19 protein-coding genes are annotated in these 25,756 nt (G+C 48.7%); 12 read left to right on the top strand and 7 right to left on the bottom strand.

The window, feature by feature from the left end; all coding sequences use genetic code 11:
- Window positions 1-33: 33 nt before the first annotated feature.
- Complete coding sequence (locus tag AC0YNS_RS22685) at window positions 34-675, bottom strand: NAD(P)-dependent oxidoreductase (protein WP_475783226.1); 642 nt, start codon at window positions 673-675, stop codon at window positions 34-36.
- A gap of 146 nt (window positions 676-821) precedes the next feature.
- Here AC0YNS_RS22685 and AC0YNS_RS22680 point away from each other — a divergent pair, with 146 nt between their 5' ends.
- Window positions 822-1,184, top strand: coding sequence for a winged helix-turn-helix transcriptional regulator (locus tag AC0YNS_RS22680; protein WP_475783225.1), 363 nt, complete (start codon window positions 822-824; stop codon window positions 1,182-1,184).
- A complete protein-coding gene (locus tag AC0YNS_RS22675) occupies window positions 1,181-1,777 on the top strand; it encodes an ankyrin repeat domain-containing protein (RefSeq protein ID WP_475783224.1) in 597 nt (198 codons plus the stop codon). Before AC0YNS_RS22680 ends, AC0YNS_RS22675 begins: the two co-directional genes overlap by 4 nt.
- Window positions 1,778-1,838: 61 nt before the next feature.
- Here AC0YNS_RS22675 and AC0YNS_RS22670 read toward each other — a convergent pair whose 3' ends face one another.
- Both AC0YNS_RS22670 and AC0YNS_RS22665 read right to left on the bottom strand, forming a co-directional pair.
- On the bottom strand, window positions 1,839-2,135 hold the full coding sequence (locus tag AC0YNS_RS22670) for a hypothetical protein (RefSeq protein WP_475783223.1): 297 nt from the start codon (window positions 2,133-2,135) through the stop codon (window positions 1,839-1,841).
- Window positions 2,135-2,686 (bottom strand): hypothetical protein, encoded by a 552-nt coding sequence (locus AC0YNS_RS22665; protein WP_475783330.1) that lies wholly within the window; start codon window positions 2,684-2,686, stop codon window positions 2,135-2,137. Before AC0YNS_RS22665 ends, AC0YNS_RS22670 begins: the two co-directional genes overlap by 1 nt.
- A 199-nt stretch (window positions 2,687-2,885) precedes the next feature.
- On the opposite strand from AC0YNS_RS22665, the gene AC0YNS_RS22660 reads away from it, so the two are divergent.
- The 6 genes from AC0YNS_RS22660 to AC0YNS_RS22635 all read left to right on the top strand — a co-directional run bounded on the left by AC0YNS_RS22660 (window position 2,886) and on the right by AC0YNS_RS22635 (window position 13,884).
- Complete coding sequence (locus tag AC0YNS_RS22660; RefSeq protein ID WP_475783222.1) at window positions 2,886-4,844, top strand: GTP-binding protein; 1,959 nt, start codon at window positions 2,886-2,888, stop codon at window positions 4,842-4,844.
- Between the two features lie 42 nt (window positions 4,845-4,886).
- A complete protein-coding gene (locus AC0YNS_RS22655; protein ID WP_475783221.1) occupies window positions 4,887-6,128 on the top strand; it encodes an MFS transporter in 1,242 nt (413 codons plus the stop codon).
- Between the two features lie 151 nt (window positions 6,129-6,279).
- Window positions 6,280-7,839, top strand: coding sequence for a tetratricopeptide repeat protein (locus tag AC0YNS_RS22650; RefSeq protein WP_475783220.1), 1,560 nt, complete (start codon window positions 6,280-6,282; stop codon window positions 7,837-7,839).
- A gap of 139 nt (window positions 7,840-7,978) precedes the next feature.
- A complete protein-coding gene (locus AC0YNS_RS22645; RefSeq protein WP_475783219.1) occupies window positions 7,979-8,209 on the top strand; it encodes a hypothetical protein in 231 nt (76 codons plus the stop codon).
- Between the two features lie 276 nt (window positions 8,210-8,485).
- Complete coding sequence (locus AC0YNS_RS22640) at window positions 8,486-9,250, top strand: YheC/YheD family protein (RefSeq protein WP_475783218.1); 765 nt, start codon at window positions 8,486-8,488, stop codon at window positions 9,248-9,250.
- Between the two features lie 212 nt (window positions 9,251-9,462).
- Window positions 9,463-13,884 carry an AAA family ATPase gene (locus AC0YNS_RS22635; RefSeq protein ID WP_475783217.1) on the top strand — a complete coding sequence of 1,474 codons (4,422 nt, stop codon included), beginning with the start codon at window positions 9,463-9,465 and terminating at the stop codon, window positions 13,882-13,884.
- A 23-nt stretch (window positions 13,885-13,907) separates the two neighbouring features.
- On the opposite strand, the gene AC0YNS_RS22630 is transcribed toward AC0YNS_RS22635, so the two are convergent.
- From AC0YNS_RS22630 to AC0YNS_RS22620, 3 genes are all read right to left on the bottom strand, one after another.
- Complete coding sequence (locus tag AC0YNS_RS22630) at window positions 13,908-14,063, bottom strand: carbon storage regulator (protein WP_475783216.1); 156 nt, start codon at window positions 14,061-14,063, stop codon at window positions 13,908-13,910.
- A gap of 194 nt (window positions 14,064-14,257) precedes the next feature.
- Complete coding sequence (locus AC0YNS_RS22625) at window positions 14,258-16,762, bottom strand: flagellin N-terminal helical domain-containing protein (RefSeq protein ID WP_475783215.1); 2,505 nt, start codon at window positions 16,760-16,762, stop codon at window positions 14,258-14,260.
- A gap of 183 nt (window positions 16,763-16,945) precedes the next feature.
- Window positions 16,946-17,122 carry a carbon storage regulator gene (locus tag AC0YNS_RS22620; RefSeq protein ID WP_475783214.1) on the bottom strand — a complete coding sequence of 59 codons (177 nt, stop codon included), beginning with the start codon at window positions 17,120-17,122 and terminating at the stop codon, window positions 16,946-16,948.
- A 488-nt stretch (window positions 17,123-17,610) separates the two neighbouring features.
- Between AC0YNS_RS22620 and AC0YNS_RS22615 the strand changes: the two genes are divergently transcribed.
- From AC0YNS_RS22615 to AC0YNS_RS22605, 3 genes are all read left to right on the top strand, one after another.
- Entirely contained in the window at window positions 17,611-19,419 is a 1,809-nt protein-coding gene (locus AC0YNS_RS22615; protein WP_475783213.1) for an assimilatory sulfite reductase (NADPH) flavoprotein subunit, read from the top strand.
- A gap of 35 nt (window positions 19,420-19,454) precedes the next feature.
- Complete coding sequence (gene cysI / locus AC0YNS_RS22610; protein ID WP_475783212.1) at window positions 19,455-21,176, top strand: assimilatory sulfite reductase (NADPH) hemoprotein subunit; 1,722 nt, start codon at window positions 19,455-19,457, stop codon at window positions 21,174-21,176.
- A gap of 186 nt (window positions 21,177-21,362) precedes the next feature.
- Window positions 21,363-23,855, top strand: a complete 2,493-nt coding sequence (locus tag AC0YNS_RS22605; protein ID WP_475783211.1) for an ATP-binding protein — start codon at window positions 21,363-21,365, stop codon at window positions 23,853-23,855.
- A 53-nt stretch (window positions 23,856-23,908) separates the two neighbouring features.
- On the opposite strand, the gene AC0YNS_RS22600 is transcribed toward AC0YNS_RS22605, so the two are convergent.
- Window positions 23,909-24,688, bottom strand: a complete 780-nt coding sequence (locus tag AC0YNS_RS22600) for a sporulation protein (protein WP_475783210.1) — start codon at window positions 24,686-24,688, stop codon at window positions 23,909-23,911.
- A gap of 236 nt (window positions 24,689-24,924) precedes the next feature.
- Between AC0YNS_RS22600 and AC0YNS_RS22595 the strand changes: the two genes are divergently transcribed.
- Window positions 24,925-25,755, top strand: a complete 831-nt coding sequence (locus tag AC0YNS_RS22595) for an alkaline phosphatase family protein (RefSeq protein WP_475783209.1) — start codon at window positions 24,925-24,927, stop codon at window positions 25,753-25,755.
- Window position 25,756 lies beyond the last annotated feature (1 nt).

Below are 25,756 nucleotides of genomic sequence, written 5' to 3'. Positions count from 1 at the left end.
TGCCTCCAATCGAAATTCGAAGTTCTTAATGGTTTATTCGGCTTCGCCCACGAGCGTAAACCGCTCATTCACATGCTTCGGCTGTTCAATTTCGTCGAGTACGGCGATTGCATAGTCGGCGTAGCTGATATAGCTTTGACCCTGGCGATTCAAGATCACATGATCTTTCCCTAATGTATAAGACCCTGTGCGTTTGCCATCGGGATTGAAGAAGGCAGCCGGGCTGATGTATGTCCATGTAATCGAGGTTGTATTTCGCAATTCATCAAGCTGTTTCCCCGCATTGGAAGCGGTCGGATACACGAAATCCGGGAAGCCCGGCGTATCCATCAGCTTGGTCGTGTTCGTTTCGTCGATGAAGAGGCTTCCGGCACCTCCAACAACGATCAATTTGGTGCTTGGCGTTTCTTCGAGCGCTTGAACCAGCGCTCTGCCGGCATCGATGTACAGATGTTCCTCTCCATCCGGCGCTTTATACGTATTCACCACGACGTCAAAGGATGCCAGATCAGAGCCGGTGAGTGCGAAAATGTCTTTCTCAAGCACGCCATTGTTTGTATCTGCAAGTCGAGCTGCATTTCTTACGATGGCCGTCACTTCATGACCGCGATCGGATGCTTCTTTTGCAATAAGATTTCCGGCCTTGCCTGTAGCGCCGATAATGGCGATTTTCATGGTTGATTCCTCCGATTTCTTTCGTGCATCAGTTGTGTTTTGCTTTATAGTCCAATATTATAGGGATAATTCGATTTATGGTAGTAGGCACTTTTATATAACATAGTCATATAAATAAGACCATGAGAGCAGAGGGGGGATTTACGATGGCCCGAACCTTATTCGAGGGAAGCATCCCCGAGGAGCAAATCGAGGTTTGCCCGGTAACGGAAACGCAGAACGTCATCGCTGGTAAGTGGAAAATCATTATTTTATGGCATTTGAGAGAAACAAGGCGCTTCGGAGAGCTGCAACGATTAGTACCCGGCATTTCCAAAGGCATTCTGACCAGCCAGCTCAGAGAGCTGGAGAAAGATCGAATGATTCACAGAGAAGTGTATCAGGAGGTCCCTCCGAAAGTAGAATATTCCCTGACGGAAGCAGGGAAGAGCTTCATTCCGATTCTGGAGAGTATGGGGGAATGGGGAAAGAAATACACCAAAGGCAAGAAAGGTGGAGACATCGTATGAGCATAGAGCTGATAGCTGCTGCTGAACGAGGCGATAGGGCGAAGGTGGCCCAGCTTCTGAACGAGGGGGCAAACATCAATGAGCAGGACGCCAGGGGAAGAACGGCAATGATGGCCGCAACGCATGCGAACAAGCCGGATGTAGTGCGAGTATTGATTGAAGCAGGTGCGGATATTCATTTGCAGGACAATATGCGCGATAATCCCTTCCTCTATGCAGGTGCCGAGGGGCTGCTCGATATTCTCAAGCTCCTAATTGATGCAGGTGCCAATACCAAGCTGACTAATCGATATGGCGGCAATGCACTAATTCCTGCTTCGGAGAAAGGCCATGTGGAGAATGTGAGCGTGCTGCTTGCGACCACGGATGTGAACGTCAATCACATCAACAATTTGGGCTGGACGGCGCTGCTGGAAGTGGTCATTCTGACAAATGGCGGACCGAAGCACCAACAGATCGCTAGGCTGCTCATCGATCATGGCGCCGACGTGAACATCGCGGATCGAGATGGTGTTACACCGCTGCAGCATGCGAAGCGTAATAGTCGGTTTAAGGAAATCGAACAGATGCTGCTGCAAGCAGGAGCGCGATAAACCCTATCTTATGGGAAAGAGGAGCTGCCGCGGCAGCTCCTCTTGTGTACTAGCAATTATGTTAGGGCTTTTTAAGCACATCGTCGTGATGTCCGACATTTCGAAATAAAATGAAACGATAGTCTTGTTCCCGTTGATACTGCCAACTTATACGCAGCTCTTTATTTGCTCTTGCTTCCCACACTGTGGGTTTAATGTGTTTTGCAGATTCTATTTTATCAATTCCAAGTCCAACTGTGAATTTTGGAGCGGTTTCTAGCATCATGTTAACAGCGCTTTTTACAGCATTCTGTTCGTTTAAATGAAGTTTAGCAAAGTTTTTTTCATATAGCTCCGAATATTTAGCTCCGTATCTCATTATTGATCATTGATGCGATCCAATGCAGCCATCGCATCTTGAACAGTTCGATACGTAGGTGCTTCCTTCAGGCCACCGTTTTTAATCCACTCTTCCACTTCATTCTCTTCAATATCGTGAGGGGAATAATTTGATTCAATGTATTTATATACGGGGAGTTCGAACAATTCTTTTTTATCCATTAGCGAAATTTGTAAAAGGTAAAAGATATCATTGTGGCGTTCTTTCACATAACGGTTAAACTCGCTATACATATCTCCCACCAGGTACGTAAGATGGTCGACTAAATTATCGACAGCCTCTCCGACTGATTCCCCATGTCCATAAGTCCCTTTAATTCCTGATAAATGAACCGCGTACATACCGTCTTCTTCTTCCAGGAAAATAATAAGTTTAAAATTGATTTTAAGCAGTTCCTTAATCATTGGTGAACTAAATAAAAGATTAATTCGATCGTTTTTCTCGATTAACTTTGGACCATTATAAAAAGCTTCGTCAAAGGTAGTCGCCCAGTTATCTCTTACTTTTGATGATGCAATTGTCTCCATCATTCTCACCTCACTTCACCTCCATTGTAGTACATATCGTACGATACGTACAACAATTATGTGCCGGATTCTAGTTAATTATACTTTTTATCTGTAGTATTAATGATTATGAAGGAAAGAGCACCACTTTGGAGGACGTAATTCGGTTCGCCGCCCTGCGTGGTGTGATATGATAATGGGCAGGTGTGAGGTGATAATTACGATGAAACGCAAAACGATTGGCATGTTTGCTCACGTGGATGCAGGCAAAACCACATTGGCTGAGCAGCTGCTGTACCATACGCATAGCATTCGGGAGCGCGGCAGAGTGGATCATAAGGATGCCTATCTCGACAGCCATGAGATCGAACGGGCAAGAGGCATTACGGTGTTCGCAGACCAAGCCGTCATGACCTATAAGGGAACCACCTATTACTTAATCGATACGCCGGGGCATGTCGATTTCTCGCCGGAGATGGAGCGGGCGGTTCAGGTGATGGATGCGGCAATACTCGTCATCAGCGCGGTTGAAGGCATTCAGGGGCATACCGAAACGGTATGGCAGCTGCTTCATAAGCATCGCATTCCGACGTTCTTGTTTATTAACAAAACCGATCGGGTCGGCGCAGATGTTGATCGCGTCTTCGAGGAGATCCGCGCGCATCTGACAACAGATACGTGTTGGATAACAGGACATTTCGCAGCCGACGGCCAAGCTGGAGAAGCGCTGCTGGAGCGCATGGCGGAGCAAGACGAAACGCTGCTAGACATGTTTCTGGCAGGCACGCAAGACAATGCGTTCTGGCTGCGAACGCTCCGGGATCAGATTCGCGGCCATCGGCTTTTCCCTTGTGCAAGCGGTTCGGCTTTACAGGATATAGGCGTGATCGAATTTATGGATCAACTGCATCAGCTGACGACCGTAGATTATGACGATCAAGCCCCTTTCGGAGGGCGCGTCTACAAAATTCGTCATGACCATAACGGCGTACGATTGACCTATATCAAGGTCTTGAGCGGCACGCTGAAGGTGCGCGATGAACTGTGTTATGGGAGCGGGGATGATCCGGTTTGTGAGAAAGTGACACGGCTCCTCATTATTAACGGGAGCAAATCGCAAGCGGTCGATCAGGTTTCGGCAGGTGATTTGGTTGCGGTGACCGGACTGTCAAGCGCTGAGGCAGGGCATGGGTTGGGAAGCTATTCGGATAAACTTGCCTACGATATGGTACCGACGCTTACGGCGAAGGTGATTTTCGCGGCGTCACTGCATGTGAAGGATGTGCTCAAAGCCTTTCGGCTGCTGGATGCCGAGGATCCGTCCTTGAATGTCATCTGGGAGGAAAGCTTGCAGGAAATCCATATTCACGTGATGGGCCTCATCCAGCTTGAGGTGCTGGAGCAGCTTGTAAGGGAACGATTCCAGTTCGCGGTTTCCTTCGGCAGCCCTGAGATTCTGTATAAAGAAACCATCGCGTCGACCGTGAACGGATACGGTCACTTCGAGCCGCTTAAGCATTACGCCGAGGTGCATCTGCGCCTGGAGCCGGGGGAGCGTGGCAGCGGACTCACGTTCAGGAATGAATGTCATGCGAATGATCTAAGCATCGGCAATCAAAATCTCATCAAGACGCATCTCTACGAACGCGACCATCATGGGCTGTTAACGGGCATGCCGCTCACCGATATTGTGGTGACGCTGCTCACGGGCGCCGGCCATAATGAACATACGCATGGCGGTGATTTTCGCGAGGCGACGTTCCGGGCACTCAGACAAGGCTTGGAGAAAGCCGAGAACATGCTGCTTGAGCCGTATTACGAGTATAAGATCAAAGTGGAAATCGACGATATGGGCCGCGTGTTATCCGATATTCAGCGGGCCTCCGGCGTATTCGAACCGCCGATAACGACGGCTGCGCACGCAGTCATTACGGGTAAAGTGCCTGTCGCTACTTTCATGGATTACAGCACGGAGCTGGCTTCTTTTACCCATGGCAGAGGGATTGCGCACTTCGCCTTCGGCGGTTATGATCGTTGTCATAATGAACAAGCGGTGATTGAGCGGAAGAATTACCGGAAGGATGCGGACCCGCTGTACAGCTCATCGTCGATATTTTGCGCCAAGGGCCATGGGTATACGGTCGTTTGGGATGAGGCAGAAGCGAAGATGCATTTACTATAAGCGGTAAGGATGTTTGAACTTGATTAGGGGAGGGACCTCAGCGTGGCAAAAGCATTAACGAAATCGATTCCGGTGGGCGCTACCGTTTTTCCGATTATATTCGCGATCAGTATCGTTCACTTGCTGAACGACACGATGCAATCCACCGTAACGGCGCTGTTTCCGATCTTGCGCGACTCGCTGCATTTAAGCTATAAACAGATCGGGTTTATCGCCTTCGCAATGAACATTACGGCGGCGGTTATCCAGCCGATGGTCGGCATGTACGCGGACAAGCGCCCGCGGCCTTATATTTTGCCAATTGGGGTGTGCTTTACGCTGGTCGGCGTTGTTGCGCTCGCGTTAGCGCCGGAGTACGCGTATATCGTGCTCGCTGTTATGATGATCGGCATCGGATCGGCGATCTTTCATCCCGAATCCTCGCGAGTAGCCTATTTGGCCGCAGGCGGGCAAAGAGGGCTGGCGCAATCGATCTTCCAAGTAGGCGGCAATATTGGCGGCGCGCTTGGACCGGTTATGAGTGCTGCGATTTTCGTGCCGCTCGGACAAATCAGCGTTCTCTGGTTCTCCATTGCTGCAATTGTAGCGATTCTGATTCAAAGCTATGTCGCACGCTGGTATCGGGATTATGGACTGCAGCTGCGTCCTACGGGAGCACAGAAGAAAGCGGCATCAAGTGTGAAGAAAGATGCTGCCGCTTCGGCTTCGAGAAGCGGATTATCGTCTAAACAAATTACGTGGGCGATTGTTATCCTTGTTTTCCTGGTGGTATCCAAGCATATTTATATGTCCAGCTTAAGCAGCTATTATAGTTTCTATCTCATGGATTCGTTTGGCGTTTCCGTGCAGCATGCGCAGCTATTTCTGTTTGCGTTTCTGGCGGCAGCCGCGGCAGGAACCTTCTTCGGCGGACCGCTCGCCGACCGCTACGGGCGCAAAAATATCATTTGGTTCTCGATTCTCGGAACGGCACCGTTTTCTCTGCTGCTGCCGTATTGCGACTTATTTTGGACATGCGTGATGTGTATCTGTGCGGGGTTCGTGCTGTCTTCAGCGTTCTCCATCATTGTCGTGTTTGCGCAGGAGCTGATGCCGGGCAAAGTGGGCCTCGTGTCAGGCTTATTCTTCGGGTTGGCATTTGGTATCGGCGGATTGGGTTCGGCTGTACTTGGCTGGATTGCCGATGAGACCAGTATTGAATATATGATGAAGCTCTGCGCGTACTTGCCGCTGCTTGGCATACTCGCGATATTCCTGCCTAAGGATGAGAAGCTGCACGCCTAGTGAGTCGGCATTCGCCGTCATTATAATTACAGTGAAAGGACGCCAATGTGGCGTCCCTTTTGCTATTTTCGTAAAGTAGTGCTACATATTAAGATATCCCTTTGCCCATAATCCTTCACGAGCGGTGACACAGAAAGCAGGTTTACACGTAATGGCAGAAAATAATAAACAGCAGTTTCGTTTCAGCGAAGCGCCGATTTGGGAGCTGCAGCGGAACTATTATGAAGAAGAAGGCATGAAGGCTTGGAAGAATGACCAAGTCCCCCAATATATATCGAGTAATCCGATGATGGCTACCTCTTATGCGGAGATGATTTTCGGATTTCTTCAAGATCGTGCCGGAACGGGAGATCTTACGGAGCCGGTTACGATTATAGAATTAGGTGCTGGCGCAGGGCGCCTTGCCTTTCACACCCTGCATAAACTGTGCGAGCTGCGCGATTATGCCGGTATAGACCTGCCGCCTTTCCGGTATGTAATGACGGACCTGGCAGCCAAGAACGTATTGGCTTGGCAGCAGCATCCCGCTATGCAGCCTTTTATTCAGGAGGGGCTGCTGGACTTTGCGAGGTTTGATGCGGTACAGGATACAGAGGTGCATCTGGCCGTAGCGCAAACTACGATACGTCCGGGTGATTTGAAGCAGCCGCTGCTGATCGTCGCGAATTATTTCTTTGATGTGATCCCGCAAGAGCTGATTTATGTCAGTGATGGCGAGGTCTATGAGTGTGATATCAGTGTTGAGTTCCCGGACAATCTCAAGGAGCTTACGACGTCAGAAACCATCAAACATATGAAGCTGAATTACGTAAACCGCCTGGCGCCTGAGTACAAAGACGAAACCTACCCCTATCGCGACTTGATCGAGATGTATGTGACAGAGCTTGATGATTCTTATATCCTGTTTCCGGCAGCCGGGTTGACCTGCTTGGATCGGCTTCGACGCCTGTCACAGGCAGGGTTTCTGCTGATCACGGCGGATAAAGGCGATCATCGGCTGGAGCACTGGGACCTTGCGGATCCGCCGGAGTTCTTTCATCACGGCAGCTTCTCGTTAACGGCTAATTATCATGCGATTCAACATGTGCTGGAGCAGCGAGGCGCACTGTCGCTCTTTACGAAAGAGCATCATTATAATGCGATTAATGTCGGCTGTATTCTCATGCTGGAATCGCCGATGCGTTATGCCAACACCAGGCTGGCCTTTCGGCGGTTTGTCGACCGGTTCGGGCCGGACGAGTTCTTCAGTTTGAAAGAGTGGGTCGACCAGCATTCAGGCACGATGGGGCTGCAGCAAATTTTGTCCTTCTGGCGGCTGGGCGGGTATGACGCGGAGTTCTTTATCCAGAGCACGAAACGCATCTCGGCGCTGCTGCCTGAAGCAGGCGAAGAAGAATTGATGGATATTCAACATGGCATCCGTATCATGTGGTCATCGTTCTATGCGATGCAGCGTTATGATTTGGCGCTCGATGCCGGGCTGTTGCTGTTCGAGATGGAGTTCTACGAGGATGCGAAGGAGTTCCTTAGCCTATCGGTTGAAACGGACGAAGAGGAGTCTGACCCGACAGTCTTATTCTGTCTGGCAATATGCAGCTATGAGCAGGGGGATAAGGAAGCCGCGATGTCATACTTGCGCGAAGCGCTCGTTCTCGAGCCTCAGCATGAGGATGCACTAGCGCTCCTGCATGCTCTGAAGGCAGAAGAATAAGACGGTCGCTTCAAGGGACTCAAGAGACTCAAGAGACGCCTCTCCCTCTTTTAGACAGGCGGCAGCAAGTCGCTTAACTTGGCTTCCCATATGAACATACAGCCTTAGGCCCTCATTTGGGATGAGCCTACAAGCCGGCTTGAACCCAGTGCTGGCGCGGAATCCGGCTTCCATCGCCACAATCAACCGCGAGCTTGGTGTCACCATTATCCTGTCGGAGCATTGGCTTGAAGACGCGCCTTCTCTCTCAGATACGGTCGTCATAATGGACCATGGTTCTACCCTCGCACCGGGTGCACCAACAGAGGTCGGTTTAAAGCCTCGTGAAATGGGCCATTCTATGTTCCACTTAATAATTACTTTTGTGTGAATATCAGCAAAAATCGACAATATTCTACCTTGTTCGATCAATGTCTGAGAAGGACGAGACTTTCTGTGTAAACTTCAAAGATTCAGGAATCATAAAGTCGAATCTGCTGTTGCTGTTGTAGCTTCTACACTTCAGGAGCCGGTTGTCGAGATGGGATAGGCTTGGTTCAAATATGACAAAAAAGGTTCCGATATCGAATGACTAGGGTATCCGCCGTGACGTTTCTCGAGGATAGGTAGTAATCTATCCCGAGTGATGTTAAGGAGATGATGGGGTGTGCCTAGAAAAGGCGGAAGCAGCATATCAATCAAGAGCAAGTGGACGAAGACGAAGTGGTTGCTGGCAGACCGTACATTAAGACGATTCGTTCCCGAAACGAAACGCTTTACCCGCTCATCACTTCTTGCGATGGTTGGGCGATATAAGACCGTGTATTTCAAACCAACAACCGGGACGGGTGGCAGCGGCATTGCACGTATTGTTCGGCTATCTGCTCGGAAATTTCAGGTGAAGAAAGACACAAGAACCACCCAAATTTCTTCCGCAAGCTCGCTTTATCGCCGACTAAACAGAATAGCCCGCGGCAGAAGCTACCTGCTCCAGAAAGGCATTTATTTAAAAGCTTCTCGCGGCAGACCATTCGACCTGCGGATGATGGTACAGAAGGACGGCAGCAAATGGGTGCCAACCGTTATGTTCGCCAAGCTTGGCAAGAAGAACAAGGTAGTCACGAACTACCATCAAGGCGGCAAACTTGCTCAGGTTGAGCCGACACTGCGACGCTCGGGGTACAGCCAAGCTCAAGTTACGCGATGTAAGCAGAGGCTGAAGACACTGGGCATGCAAACGGCGCGCTGCTTCGATCGTCACAGTACCCGGTTCAAGGAACTCGGCCTTGACGTGGCTCTTGATCGCAAAGGACGGCTATGGATTTTGGAGGTCAACACGAGGCCGGGCTTTAGCGCGTTAAAGTCGCTTGCCGACAAGCGGTTTTACCGCACGGTTACCCGCTATGGCAGGAAGTATGGAAGAACCAAATAAGCCTATATAGAGCAGGCCATCCTTCACGAGGATGGCCTTTTGGCTGTTTTTACAGAAAAATGGAGAAAATGATTGTTATTTCGACAAAATAAGTGTAAATTTCAGAATAAAGAACTAGTTTAATAGTATTATAGTCCTATTCAAATAGGCATTAATAAATTGCTATGGCTTACTATCATAGATTGTTTCTTACTGAATGGGGGGGTATAGCGTTGAATGTCGATAAAAAAGAGACGACTTTACGAACGTTAATGAGATTAGGGCCCATTCCACTTTCTTCTTTTTTCTCTATTGCGATGGAATTAGTAGAGTTGATTAGTCAGCATCATCGCAACGGAATTATTCATGATCCTCTAAGCCCCGACCATATATTCATTCGATTTCAAGGTGAGCGACCGATACTGAGGTTTGTCAGCTCGTCCGAATCCCATCAGACCAATAAGCAGGGAATTCATAGAGAGCAGGAAGAGTTCAATCGTACATTTGCTTACATCTCGCCGGAGCATACGGGGCGCATGAAGCGGAAGCTCGATGAACGCAGCAATTTGTATACATTAGGCATCCTATTCTACGAACTGCTGGTCGAAGAAACCCCGTTTAAGGCGAAATCAGTGAATGAGTGGATCCATGCCCATATTGCTCTGCTGCCGATTCCCCCACAGTCTGTGAAGTTCGAAGTGCCGCGCATGCTGAGCAATCTCGTAATGAAGCTATTGTCCAAGGCAGCAGATGATCGCTATTATAGCGTCTACGGTCTCCGTTTTGATTTGCAGAGATGCGCGAATCAGTATAGGGAGAAAGGCAGCATTACACCATTTACTTTAGGAGAAACAGATGCAATAAGTCGATTTCAATTACCGACCCGGTTATATGGCCGAGAAGATGAATTGCAGAGATTGCTTCAATCCTATGAGCGTGTCTCCGCGGGTGCTATGGAGTTTCTCTTAATTGGCGGTCATGCAGGAAGCGGCAAAACATCGTTAGTGAAAGCCATTCATACGCTGCCCGGTATGCCCAAGAAGGGGTACTTCATCTCCGGTAAGTTCGATCAGCTCAATCACTCGCTCCCCTATTCATCCCTTATTATCGCCTTTCGTGATCTCATTGGGCAGATTATAGCGGAAAGTGAAGAACGCTTTACATCATGGAAGACGAAGATTATCTCTGCTTTAGGCCAGAGCGGAAGTGTACTCATTGAAGTTATTTCCGAGCTAGCCCTCATTATTGGTGAACAACCCCCCGCGCAAGAATTGCCGCCGGCCGAATCAACGATTCGCTTTCAAACGTTATTTTGCAACTTTATTCAACTTTTCGCAGATCAACATCACCCGCTTGTCATCTGGCTGGATAACTTGCAATGGGCGGATGCTGCTTCACTTCATTTACTTCGCGTTTTATTGAACGACCCGACTAATAAATATCTGCTTATTATTGGTACTTATCGTAATAATGAGATTCATGAAGGACATCCGTTTTTGGAAATACTATTTGGTCATTCTTCTAAGAAGGACCCCTCCATTCAATGTATGAATCTGAAATCACTCGGATATTCCAGTGTCATCGACTACGTTTCGGATGTACTGCATGCGAAGCCGGATCGAATTAAATCGCTGGCGGAAGCGCTGTATCAGAAAACAGGAGGCAATCCCTTTTATTTAAAACAAATGCTACATAGTTGTTATGAAGACAAGCTGCTGTATTTCGACGCAGAACAAGGCTGTTGGAATTGGGATATCGGGCTGATTAAAGAAATGGAAGGCTACAAAGATGTCATTAGTCTGATTATGAGCAGGTTCAACGCGCTCCCGTCAGAAACCCGTCAATTGCTGCATTTGGCAAGCTGTATAGGAAACGCTTTCGACATCAATCGATTATCCATGTTATGCGAGCAAGAGGTTGAAGAGACTGAACATGGTTTGCAGGCTGCATTGGATGAGGGTTTCGTGTGGAGTGAAGGGGATCGGTATATCTTCTTGCATGATCAGCTGCGAAGTGCAGCCTATGAACTGATGCAGGAAGAGGATAAGAAGCAGGTTCATTTGAGAATCGGCCGTTTCATGCTTTGTTATTATCAATCGGAATCGATCACGATGGATGATCATCTCTTCGAGATTGTGCATCATCTGAATTGGGGTAGCGAGCTCATAACGGAACCAACCGAGATTGAGCAATTGGCCAGTCTGAATTTACAAGCAGGCAAGAAAGCCAAAGCCTCTGCGGCGTATGATCAGGCGTTGGAGCTGCTGGAGAAAGGCGTTCAATTGATTGGAAGCAAGGGCTGGTCTACACACTTTGACCTCTATTCCCATTTGTTGCTTGAGAGCTCAGAGTGTCAGTATTTCTGCGGTTATTTCGACCAGGCCGAGTGCACGCTGGACCAGCTCCTCTTGCACGTCGTGAATTTGGCGGATCGGGCCAAAATCTATATTATCCAAATTACGATGTACGCTTTCCTGAAGCGAGAAGGAAAATCGGCCGAAATTGCGTTTAGGTCCATGGCGGAGTTTGGGTTAGTAGTACCATCCAAAGCCTCGAAGCTAGCGATTATTTCCGAAATTGCGCTCACTCAGCTATGTCTGGCAAGAGAAGGGGACAACATCAAACAGCTGTCGAAGAGCAGAGATCCTTTGCACAAAGCATTAGCGGATATCGTAATGGCTTCATCGCCAATCCTGTTTATTGCAAATGAACAATTAGCTGTTATTTTGTTCGCCAGGTATGTAAGAATGGCGTTGCATCAGAAGAACTCTGAGGCGCTTGCAATAGCGCTCGGCTCTTATGCGATTACATTATGCTTTGGTTTGAGAAGCTATAAAGCCTCCTTGCGTTTAGTTGAAATTGCACTCAGCTATTCGGAGAAAATGGACAGTGCCGTCTTAAGAGGGAAAATTCATTTCATGGTGGGGATGATTCTACAATTCCTGCGACCTCAATTATCGGATCGTCACTTTGAACATGCGGCCCAATTAAGCTTGGAGGTAGGCGATCTGAATTACGCGGGTTACTCTTTGTCTTCGAGAATTATTACGGATACCGGTAATTTGTGTCGTTTGAGTCGAATGTGTACCCAATATGAGCAAACGGCGATTCGAATGCTTGATGTGATGTCCCTGCGGGTGATTGATTTAACGAAGCAATATGTACACCTCTTGCAATCTGCGACAGATGCGGCAAATATGAAGGTTCATTTTGAGTATTTCGATGATAGCCGGCTATTACAGGAAAAAGTAATGAATAACTCCTACAAGTCTTATATGGTTTATAACGCTACATGCAAGCTTGAAGTGTATTACCTGTATGGCTATTATGCAGAAGCTCTGGCAGCTGCCGAAGGAACGAGGGAATATGAGGGAAGCAAGACGTTGTCGTTCGATCAAAGGCACTGCTTCTACCATGCGTTGACGATAGCTGCTCTCTATCCCAGTGCCTCGGGTCCTGCTAAACGCAGCTATCATAGACGTCTAAATCAATTACTGGCTCAGATGAAAAAGTGGACAAGGATCGTTCCGGAAAGCACATTAAGCAAGTACTGGATGATGCTTGCCGAGTCCGCTCGGTTAAGCGGAAAGAATCGGGTGGCGGCAAAGCTGTACGACCAAGCCATTGAGCTGGCTCATGTAACCGGATGTCCGCAGGATGAAGCGGTCGCGCTTGAATTGGCCGGCCAATTTCAACTCTCGTTGAATCATCCTCATGCCGCAGAAACCTACCTTCGAAATGCATGCAAAGCGTATTGCAGGTGGGGGGCCAGAGGTAAGGTTGCCTCCATGCAAGAACAATATGCGGCGCTTAAGTCGTTCTCTTTCTTCGAAGAAGAGGAACTCGAAGATTGCGAACGCAAAGCCGAGCTCGGAAGAACGGAGCCGGATCGAAAGCTCGCCCAAGGCTTGGATAAGGTGCTGGATATGGATACGATTCGACAGGCTTCAAAAATTGTGGCTAAAGGTACGGCAGAGACGAAATTGCTGGAGGGTTTCCTTCAGCTGGCCATTCAGAATGCAGGTGCTGAGAAGGGCGTCATCTTATTAGGCAGTCCCGGTAAATTGGATATCGTTGCAGAGAACGACATGAACCGCTGTGATGACCGATGCATAGAACCTTCAGCCTCCTATTCTGCTGCAGTGGTGCAATATGTCATGAGAACGAAGGAATCCATCGTACTTGCAGATGCGTGCCAAGGCATATTCGCAACAGATCCCTATATCGATCGGAAACGACCGAAATCCATCTTGTGTATGCCCATTCGATATCCGGATCATCGAGAGGGCATCCTGTACCTGGAAAACAATCTAGTTGCGGATGTTTTTAATATGGAACGTTTTGAAATATTGGAAATGGCGTTCTCGCAGATGGCATACATGCAACTCTGGCAATTACGAGAGCCTACCGGCGGTGTAGCAGTCAAAGAAGTTGACGTAAAACTGGCAGCTTCTCTGATTGAGTCGCTTTCGAATCGTGAGCTGGATGTTCTTCGCCTCATGGCAGATGGCTTATCCAACAAAGAGATTGCCTCACGGCTGGAGATTACAGAGGGCACAGTTAAAATCCATGCCTTCAATATATATGGTAAGCTGCAGGTTAATCGGAGAGTACAGGCCATCTCCAAAGCGAGGGAGCTGCAGCTATTGGGCTAATGCCGTAATCCTTCTAATCGTACTTATTGCTGCTCAAGTAACTCTCCACGAATAATCGGAATTTCTTTGGGAGCCTCAATCGTTAAGCGCAATAATCCATCATCACTCTTAATAACAGAAACTATAATATTTTCATTGATGACAATGGATTGTCCGGGTTTTCTTCCGACGACCAGCATGAACTCGCCCCTTTATGTAGATGAATTAGGTTATACGATGATCATAAACTGTGCCGGCCTTTATGTGATCTGACGAAAGTTATAGCGGCCAAATGTTTAGGGAAAAAGCGATATAACCAAAGTTATAGAGGACGATAAAACAAAGAAAGAAGGGAGCTCTAGCTGCGCTAGAGTTCCCTTCTTTAAGTTGAAGATTAACGAAGCAATTGAAGTACGCCTTGTGGTTGTTGGTTAGCTTGTGCCAGCATCGCTTGAGCAGCTTGGGAAAGGATGTTGTTCTTCGTGAACTCCATCATTTCTTTCGCCATATCTACATCGCGGATACGGGATTCAGCAGCCGTCAGGTTCTCAGAAGAAGTACCCAGGTTGTTAATTGTGTGCTCAAGTCTGTTTTGGTAAGCACCCAGTTTCGAACGTGCTGTGGATACAGCGCTGATTGCATCGTCAAGAACGGAAATCGCTGCGGAAGCTTTGGAAGCTGTGCTCAGATCAAGCGAGTACTCAGTGCTCGACTCGTTTGTAACGGAAGCTTTAGCTGTGAATGCAGCTACTTTACCGTTAGACGCTGTAATCGAGGAGTTAGCAGCAGTTCCTGTTACTTTCAGCGCTTTGGAACGCATGTCGGCAATTTCAACAGCCAATGTTTGACCGCTGTTCGAACCGATTTGCATGGACAACGAGTTGTCCACTACATCATCCTCAAGCTTGAATGTTGTGTTCGTGGAGTTCGTCAATGTAGCAGCATTCGTAGTCAGTGTAACACCGTTATCGAACTCAATTGTATCGCCGGCTTTACCTTTTTGAGTATCGTAAGTTGTTGTACCGCCATCGTTAGTCAATGCGAATGTATATTCAGTAACATTGGCATTAACACCGAAGAAGATGCTGCCGTTGCCGGAAAGATCAGCGCCATCGTACTCAAGCTTAACATCGCGGCCCAGGTCAATAACCGTGTTGTTAGCTGCTGAAGCACTCAGGGAGTATTTCGCGCCATCTACTGCAGTACCATCGGCTTTTTGAAGCTCAGCTGTGTAGCCCGATGCTGTTTCAACATCGAAAGTTACATTGTAGCTTGCGCCGGAAGCTTTGCCTTGAAGAGCAGTAGTGCTGAGGTCAATCAGCGCACCCGATCCACCGAAGGAAAGGTTTGTCAGTGCATTTGGCGAGCTAGCAAGTTGAAGCTCGTTAACAACAGAGCTTGTACCAATTTGGGTGCCGGAAACCGTTTCTTTCAGGCTAACGGTGTATTGGCTTTGAACTGTAGTGGACAATGTGTTACCCGATACGAAGGAAGCACCTGTCGAAGTAAGCGTAAGGTCTGTACCGCCGCCATCAAGATCAAATGTAAGATCGCCTGTCGTGTTGGAAGCGATTGTTGCTGTTGCGGTGTTAGCGCCTTGAGTAACTTTGACTTGATCTAGTGCAGCGCCGGATGCAAGGCCAATGACTTGACCGTTATAAGTACCGTTATCATTGACAGCATCAGTAAGGTTCAAACCACCAATAATAGCATCAACATCGACATCAAATTGAACGCCGGCAACTTGAATTGTTTTTGCGCCGTCGCCAGCCGCTCCGGAAATCGAAACTGTGCTAGTGTTAGTACCGTCGCTGAACGTGAATGTAATATCTGCAGTAGTGTCACCACCATCGACTACGGCTACAGTCAACGTATTAGCAGTACCATTGTTAATAAGCGCTGCTTGAGCGGAAGTTGCATTGGAAGCCATTGTGAAGTTGGAGATTACGCCTGCGGATTTAAGCGTACCAGCACCGTTATCCGTAACTTTAGTAGCATCGATTGTTCTCGATGTTTCGATTGTGTACGTACCGGAATCCGTAGCATTAGCCGTACCTGATTTAATATCCAATCCGCTTCCGATAGAGGAGTAGATTTGGCTCTTAGCAACTGTAAGTGTATGGTTCACATCATTCAACGAGGAGTTGCTCTCTAGTGTGATTGCTGTGTTGCCGCTAGCTGTGTTAAGAATTGCTCCAGTATCTGTAGCTGTACCGTCGAGCTGCTTCGTGCTCTCTGCAGTGATCGCAATTTTGTATGCGCCGCCTGCCAGATCAACTGTGTCGCCAGCTGTAACGGATGCATCAGTAACATTGGAGAGAATGGTGGTTTCGATTTGCGCTACTGTGTCGGAAGTAACCGCGATATCGAATGTACCTGTAGGAGCGGTCGATTTAGGATCAACTGTGATTGCAGTAATACCTGTTCCCAGTGTAGTTGTAGCTCCACCGGTAAGTTTTCTGCCATCGCCGGTAATCGCAACATCACCGTTTAAGATTTTTCTTGTATTGAACTCTGTAGTGTTACCGATACGGTTGATCTCGGAAGAAAGTTGGTTAACTTCTTCTTGGATCGCGTCACGATCTGTTGTCGAGTTCGTATCATTGGCAGATTGCGTTGCCAATTCACGCATACGCTGAAGGATTGCATGCGTCTCGCTTAGCGCGCCTTCAGCTGTTTGAATCAAGGAGATACCATCTTGAGCATTACGAGTAGCTTGATCCAAACCACGGATTTGACCACGCATTTTCTCGGAGATCGCAAGACCAGCTGCGTCATCGCCAGCACGGTTGATACGTAGGCCGGACGAAAGCTTCTCCAGGTTTTTGGACGAGTTCGCACCGTTAGCTCCCAATTGACGGGAAGTGTTAAGTGCCGCAAGATTGTGATTAATTCTCATTGTTCATTACCTCCATGTGGTTGTGTTGAGGATGCCATCCATTTGCATCCTTGTGAGACAATAAAGACGTGCCTCCAATTCGCTGCTGGGTCGCGCGCTGATCCAGCCAATGAATTGTGAGCCTCTTCCCTATCCTCCCTGATTTGAACCACTCGTCCTTAAGTGGAAGGTCATGCATCTGATTTATTGTTGCTGTTGTTTCGCTTGTTGCTCTTCAACCAGTTCTCCGCGAACGATTGAAATATGTTTAGGTGCGTCAATGGCTAACCGCAAGTGCCCCTCATCGCTCTTTACAACCTTCACCATAATGGTATTGTCGATCATGATGTATTCCCCTGGTTTTCTCCCTAGTACGAGCATGCACTTCTCTCCTTAGAAGTTAGTAGAAAAAAAGATGAGCAAATACGTCGTTGCCCATCTTCATCCTGAAGAATGACAATCGACTTATTTGCTCATCCATAAGTCTTATGATGTTCTGCTTTACAACCTAGTGAAGTCCCGGAAAACATGATCAGACAGCAAAAGGACGAGTAAATAGGCGGGCATTTATTCGGAGCTTATCCGGAATAAATGCCATGCTTATTCACTCGTCCATGAGTGTAATATGAGTTGCTTTACCCAATATATCGACAGCATTATTTTTTTTATTAGCGTTTTTTGCTGAAATTTGAAAAAAGTTTTCAGACCCTCGCGAGCCTTGAAATGCGTTTATTGCAAAAGCTTATGAATCCTATAAAATCATCTGTCTTGTTACTATCAGCCGCACATGATACGTTAAAGGAATGAAGGTAAGTAATTGTACCAGAATGAACGGAATAACTCATGCGGGAGCGAGGTGTGTAGGATCCATGTTTCAAGTAACAAACAGTCCTTTTCAACAAGATCAGGTGGATTTGCTTAATCGATTATTGCCTACACTGACAGAAGGGCAGAAAATCTGGCTGAGCGGTTATCTGGCGGCAATATCAGTCGCTGCGACATCACCGGGAGCAACGACAACCGTGCAGGCGGCGAGCACACCGGCAATCTCCAAAGAAGTGACGGTGCTCTTCGGATCACAGACAGGGAACAGCCACAGGCTGGCCAAGAAATTATCCGGCAAGCTGCAGGATCAAGGCTTCCAGGTAACGCAGTCTTCTATGATTGATTTTAAAGCGAACACGCTCAAGAAGGTCCAGAATCTCTTCATCCTCGTTAGTACGCACGGAGAAGGGGATCCGCCGGATAATGCGATTTCGTTCTATGAATTTCTGCACAGCAAACGGGCGCCTCAATTAGACGGACTGCCGTTCTCGGTACTGGCTCTCGGCGACACGTCATACGAGTTCTTCTGCAAAACAGGCAGAGACTTCGATCAGCGGCTGGAGGAGCTTGGCGGTACAAGATTGGCTCCACGGGTTGAATGTGACGTTGACTTCGAGGATGCCGCGAACCAATGGATTGAGAGCGTTCTCGCTTCCCTTGGGCAAGCTTCCGCAGCTGTTCAGGCACCGGCCGCTACCTCTGCTGCCGTGGAAGGAACCGTTTCGGAATATTCCAGATCGAATCCTTTTCAAGCTGCCGTGCTTGAGAATTTAAACTTAAACGGACGCGGATCGGATCGAGAGACACGTCACCTTGAGATCTCTCTTGAAGATTCCGGTATCCACTATGAGCCGGGCGACAGCTTGGGCATCTGCCCGCACAATCATCCTAGACTCGTCGACGAGCTGATTGCTGCAATGGGTTGGTCACCGGATGAACGTATTACACTTCCTAAGATTGCAGAGGAGCGCTCATTAAGAGAGGCTCTGACAAGCTATTATGAAATTACAGTGCTGACTAAACCGCTGCTTGAACAAATCGTTGCCCTTACGCCCGGCACCGGACTGGAAGAACTTCTGGCCGCCGGTCAAGAGCAAGAGCTGAAAGCGTACCTTAAAGGACGTGATCTGCTTGATCTGGTACAGGATTATGATTTGGAAGGTGTGCCTGCGGACAGCTTCGTATCGCTGCTAAGACGCATCCCGGCTAGACTTTATTCCATCGCCAGCAGCGCGAAGGCTTATCCGGATGAAGTGCATTTGACCATCCGCAAGGTGCATTACACGGCTTCAGGAAGAGTTCGCTATGGCGTGTGCTCGACCTATGTGTCGGAGCGCCTTGAGCCGGGACAATCGGTATCGGTATTTGTTCAGGAAAATCCGAACTTCAAACTTCCATCCAATCCGGAAACGCCAATTATTATGATCGGACCCGGCACAGGTGTCGCACCGTTCCGTGCATTCCTCGGTGAACGCGAGGAAAGTGGCGCAGAGGGCAAGACGTGGTTGTTCTATGGGGATCAGCATTTCGCATCGGATTTCCTCTACCAAGTGGAGTGGCAGCGCTGGCTGAAGGAAGGCGTTCTAACGCGCATGGACGTTGCCTTCTCGCGGGATACCGCCGAGAAAGTCTACGTGCAGCACCGGATGCTGGAGAAAAGCAAAGAGCTGTATCAGTGGTTGGAGCAAGGGGCGGCCGTCTACATCTGCGGAGACGAGAAGAAGATGGCGCATGACGTGCAAGCGGCACTAGTCACGATCCTGAAGCAGGAAGGCTCCCTCAGCCAAGAAGAAGCGGAAGCGTACCTGATGAAGATGCAGCAGGATAAACGATATCAACGGGACGTCTATTAATTAGGGAGAGCCAAAAGAGCGAAGGAGGCAGAGACATGTCGGATAATAACCTACTATCATCAAACAGTGCACCGCATAGTGATGTGGAAGATATAAAGCGCAGAAGTGATTATCTGCGAGGGACTTTGGAGGAAACGCTGCAGGAGCGGATTACAGGCTCTATCTCTGAGGATGACAACCGATTAATGAAGTTCCACGGCAGCTATATGCAGGATGATCGCGATGTGCGCAATGAGCGGAGCAAGCAGAAGCTGGAGCCGGCGTATCAGTTTATGGTGCGCGTACGGGCAGCCGGCGGTGTCGTAACGCCTGAGCAATGGCTTATGATGGACCGGATCGCGCAGCGTCATGCCAACGGCACCATTCGTTTGACGACGCGGCAATCGTTTCAGCTGCATGGTGTCATTAAGTGGAATATGAAGGCCGTCATTCAAGAGGTAAATGAAGAATTACTAAGCACGCTTGCGGCATGCGGCGACGTGAATCGTAATGTCATGTGTAACCCGAACCCTTACCAATCCGAAGTTCATGAGCAGGTACAGGAATGGGCACAGAAGGTAAGCAGTCACTTGGATCCACATACACGTGCTTATCATGAGCTCTGGCTCAATGAGGAGAAAGTGGTGGACAGCCGTGACGGTGTAGAACAGGAACCGATTTACGGACCGGTCTACCTGCCGCGTAAGTTCAAAATCGGGATCGCCGTTCCGCCGGCTAACGAAGTCGATGTCTTCTCGCAGGATTTGGGATTCATCGCGATTCACGAAAACGGTCGCTTATTAGGCTTTAACGTCGTAGTGGGCGGCGGTATGGGGATGTCGCACGGAGATCCGAAGACGTATCCGCAGGTGGCGCGTACAATTGGCTTCATTACACCGGAGCAAGCGGTGGATGTGGCGGAGAAAACAGTCATGATCCAGCGGGATTATGGGGACCGTGCAGTCCGTAAGCATGCTCGGTTCAAGTATACGATTGACGACCGTGGTTTGGAGTGGTTTATTGAAGAACTGCAGCAACGACTGGGCTGGAAGCTGGAAGAAGCGCGTTCGTTCCATTTTGACCATAATGGGGATCGTTACGGCTGGGTGAAGGGAAGCAACAATAAGTGGCATTATACGTTGTTCATTCAGAATGGCCGGGTGAAGGACGAGGATGGCTATCAGCTCATGACCTGCCTGCGTGAAATCGCCAAGATTCATACAGGAGATTTCCGCCTTACGCCTAACCAGAATTTGATTATCGGCAACGTAACGAGTCAGAAGAAGAAGAAACTTGAGCAGCTTATCGAAACATATGGCCTAACAGATGGGGCGGAGTACTCTGCACTGCGGAGAAATGCAATGGCCTGCGTATCATTGCCGACTTGTGGTCTGGCTATGGCAGAGTCGGAGCGCTACATGCCTTCACTGCTGGATAAGCTTGAATTAATATTGGATGAAGCAGGCCTGCGCGACAAGGAAATCGTCATTCGAATGACAGGTTGTCCGAATGGCTGTGCGCGCCCTGCGCTAGCGGAAATCTCGTTTATTGGCAAAGCGCCGGGCAAGTACAACTTGTACCTGGGCGGCGGACATTCCGGTAACCGGTTGAACAAATTGTATCGTGAGAATATCGGCGAAACGGAGATTCTGAATGAGCTGAAGCCGATCCTGCTCCATTATGCGAAGGAGCGGAATGAGGGCGAGCATTTCGGTGACTTCTGTATTCGCAGCCAATATGTCAAAGCAGTAGTTTCGGGTCTTGATTTCCACGCTTAATTCACGTTGTCCATATTGAACGTCTAGTTGTGACGGTCGCCATGTGCGACCGTTTTTTGTTATAATCACTAAAACATTGACAGAAGAAGAGGGATTTGTCTGTTTTTGTCGAATGTGTTTATTCTATTCATGATCATAGAGATAGTGTAGATAGAATTATGGGACAACTAGGAGCCAATGACAATCATGACCCCGTTTATTCGTGACTTAATCGTAAACACCTCTATCCTCTTTGTATTTACTTTCCTTACCGGACAGCTGTTTACCCGATTTGGAAAAGCCCGTAAGCCATCTTGGCGGTATAAGCTGAATGTTGGCGTATTGCATGGCGTATTTGGTATCATTCTGATCTTCTCGGGTATTCATGTGCAATCGAATGTCGTGCTTGATGTGCGCAATATTGCTTTATTTATGTCCGCGCTGTATGGCGGCCCCATTGCAGTGACTGTCACAAGCGCAATTACGGTGCTATTCCGAACCATAGAAGACCCTTCCGCGTTTCCGGTGCTGTTCACTGTGGCTGCGTGCCTATCCCTCGGAAGTGCGATCATTGCTGCTAAGGTGCGCACTTATGTACTGAAGTGGACAACCTTTCTGATTTATTTGGCCATTTTCTTCTTCATCGATTTCTACATCGTGTTTGACCTTCCTTTCCTGGCAAGAGTTGCTCCTTACCTGCTGATTAATTTAGTAAGCGGCATACTGGCAGCCTATCTGCTTCATTATTTCCGGCGGAATCGCAGCTTGAACCACACGATTAAAGAACTGCAGCAAGAGCAGCAAAGTATTCTAAGGCTGCAATCCGGATTTACGTTCAAAATTACCAATCAACCCGGCACTTATATGTTTACCTTGGCTGAGGGTCAGCTGCTTGAAGAGATGGAGATGACATCGGAGGACTTTGTTGGAAAACCGATTCATGAGGTGCCCCTGTTTGCGTTCTTACAGCATAATCTTACAGGTGTGCCGATTACCGAGAAAGTGACCTGCGAAGCAGTGGTAGCTGCGTATCAACTCTTAATTACAGTGCGTCCTGTTATGGAAGAGGGTACCGTTAGGGAATGGATCGGTTCGGTTATAGATATTACAGAGCGTAAACGAGCGGAGCAGCAGGTAACGGAGAAGGAAGAGCGGTATCGTACGCTCGTAGAGAACTCGCAGGATTTTATTCTGAGCTTTCATCTGGACGGCACGATTGCTTCGGTCAATCAGAAGATGTGCGAAGAGCTGCAGCTGGAGCGGGATCAAATTATCGGGCACAAACTGACGGATATCTTGTTAGACGGGTATCTGGAAGAATGGGAGCGCAGCTTCGAGCAAGCGATTCAGGAGCAGAATACGCAAGAGCTTGAGGTGCGGCAACTGTTGCTGAAGCAGAACAAGATATACAGCCTTACGCTCTCACCGTTCTTTAATTATTATCAAGAGGTTAAAGGGGTTACCGTAACCATTCACGATAATACGGAGCTTTATCAACGGAAAGCAGCCGATGAATCGAATCAAGCGAAGAGTCATTTTCTCGCCACGATGAGCCACGAAATCCGCACACCGCTTAGCGGTATTATTGGGTTAAACGGCTTGCTGATGAAGACGGACCTTACTCCTATTCAGCGCAATTATGTATCCAGAATGGGCTCTGCCTCCGATGTACTGATGGTCATTATTAACGATATATTGGACTTTTCCAAAATCGAAGCAGGCAGAATCGAACTGGAGCGCATTCCGATTTCCCTTCACGGTTTTCTGGATAAATTGATGCACATGACGTCATTAATGGTCGAAGGCAAGCCGATTACGCGCATATTCGACGTCTCCGAGAATTGTCCGGACCGCATAATTGGAGATCCGCTGCGATTAGAGCAGGTCATGCTCAATCTATGCAGTAATGCGAGTAAATTTACGGATAGCGGCTTCATCCGGGTTGCGGTGGAAGTCGAGACTACTGCGGCTAAATCGAATAAAATACTGCGATTCTCGGTTCAGGATACGGGCATTGGCATTTCCGAAGCGCAGCTCCCGCTGTTATTCCGATCGTTCACGCAGGCCGACAGCTCAACAAGCCGCAAATACGGCGGTACAGGACTCGGACTTGCCATCTGTAAGCTGCTTGTGGAAACGATGGGCGGTCAGCTTGTAGTGAGCAGCGAGCAAGGGAAAGGAAGCACGTTCTCGTTTATGCTGCCCCTGGAGGAGATTGCACCAGACAAAGACGACATGACCACACTATCCAGTGGTGCTATTGCCGCAGCTAATGAGATTCTTGAGGAGCAAGGGAGTCAATCGGATGATAGGCAGCTTAAAGGACGTATTCTGCTCGTTGAGGATAATGAAATAAATCAAATCATCGCCAGAGAAATACTTACGGGGAGCCATTATGATATTGAAGTAGCGAGCAATGGATATGAGGCATTGCAAGTGCTGGAGCAATCCGAACCAGAGCAGTGGGATGCCATTCTCATGGACATTCACATGCCGGAGATGGATGGCTGCGAGGCCACCAGGCATATCCGGATGAATCCACGATTCCGGCATTTGCCGATTATCGCGTTAACGGCCGATGTTTTCTCGGAAAATCATGAGCTCTATTATCAGGCAGGCATCGATGATATTACGACGAAGCCCTTTATCAAGGCGCAGCTGCTGGCGACGCTGGACAAATGGCTTGGCAAACATACATAAGAAAGGCGGCACAAGGGGGGACCTTGTTGCCGCCTTTTCTTATGACTGCTGAATTAGATGTACCGGCGGACCGTGTCTGCCAACTGGTCGGCAACGTAGCCTGCACCGGAAGCGAGCTGATTGCGGTCGAAGCGGAGCTTGACGTAACGCTCGTCGGTATCGAATGCTTCGGAGAATAAGCCGGATAAGCAGCACGCCTTGCGATCGATCTGCAGCAGCAACTCAACTCCGTTCTCATCGGGATAGAATACGATTTCCAGCTCATCCAACTGGCCTCGGAACTCCGAGGTGGGAATGAATTCAAATTCCTGCACGAAAGGCAATCCTGAAATTCTGCCGTATTGCGGCGCGTATTGGCAGGTGACCTCGCGAATGCGGAAGCCGAGCTGACGAACGGCCTCCAGTACAACTGCAGCGTAGGGGTGAGGGTTCACTTGAAGCTGATCCCGATCCTTGGGGTCAATGGCTTCTTTGATTTCCAGTCCGGTTTGAATCCATACCGGCGTTCTGCCCATCGTTACCGGCGTATTCGCCGGTAACTGGAAGGATACAGGGAACTCGTAGACTTGCTCAGCTTCAACCGTAAACTTGCCGGCGAGCAGAAATTTGGCTAAAGGAGCTTCTTCTTCTATCTTCGTATCATTATGTTCCTTTACATATCGTGTCATAACGAAGGCGTAGACATCATCGACCTGCTGAGCCACACGGCCGCCTTGAATCCGGACGATGCCACTAAGAGTATCCCCCGCCTGCACCTCGTCCTCGTGAAGCATGAGATCGACTTGCGCTGCGCCGATTCCGACGCTGGCCAGCATGCGTTTGAACATAGACATTGAGATATAACGCCTCCTTATAAATTTACATATTCAATGAACTGATACGGGATAGGACGATAGAGGTTTCATAGAGGCAGCGGATAATTGCGGTGGTACCGAGATTCCTATCAAACAATGGCTTTTTCTCCTTAATGTGCTTTTAGTTGAATTTAGTTGTTTTGTATTGATATTCCTTGGCGGTTTGAGTATGCTTAAGGAGAAATACATTCCATATTCATACAGGGGGATCAACCATGGGAGCCATTAAGCGGGTAGTCATTATCGGTTGGGATGGAGCGGGGAATTTCGTACAGCCTGCAGAAACGCCTCATTTGGATCGTTTAATCAGCAAGGGAGCCGTTTCATTCGAGGCACAAACCGCTTCTCCGACGATCAGCGCGGAATGCTGGGGGGCGCTTATGCATGGCGTAAACCCGGATAAACACGGATTAACGAATACGAAGGCAGAGAAGCAAACGTTCCCTGACGATTCGCCCTATCCCTCGATTTTTCGCATCGCCCGTGAGGCTGACCCGAGTGCAAAGCTAGCTTCGTTCAGCGCATGGGAGCCCATTAATTATGGCATTATCGAACCGAATATCGGGGTACACAAGATATCGATGCCTGATCGCGAGGTTGCCTTGGCAACGGCTGACTATATAAGCAACAATCCCGATTTCAAGCTGCTCTATGTGCATTTGGATCTACCGGATATGGCGGGTCATAAGCATGGCTATAATACGCCGGAACAGCTGCGAAGCATTGAAGAGACGGATGCCAATAGCGGTGTCATCCTGGATGCACTTGAGCAAGTGAATGCGCTGGCCGACAGTCTCATCATTGTCGTATCGGATCATGGCGGAGGCGGGGAAATCGATACCGACCACGGCAGCGACCATCCGCTGGATAAAACGATTTTCTGGGCGGCGTCAGGACCGGGCATTGAGCCTGGAACAACCATTACGGAGCCGATTGTCATTACGGACACCGCTGCGGTTGTTGCGTATGCGCTGGGGCTTGCGGCACCGGAATCATGGGAAGCGAAGCTGCCGCAGCATTTATTCGGCACAGCTATAGTTGAATAGC

The organism is Paenibacillus sp. J22FR21, assembly GCF_056269135.1.
The sequence above is the reverse complement of the archived record's forward strand: the minus strand, read 5'-3'. Positions and strand labels throughout refer to the sequence as shown.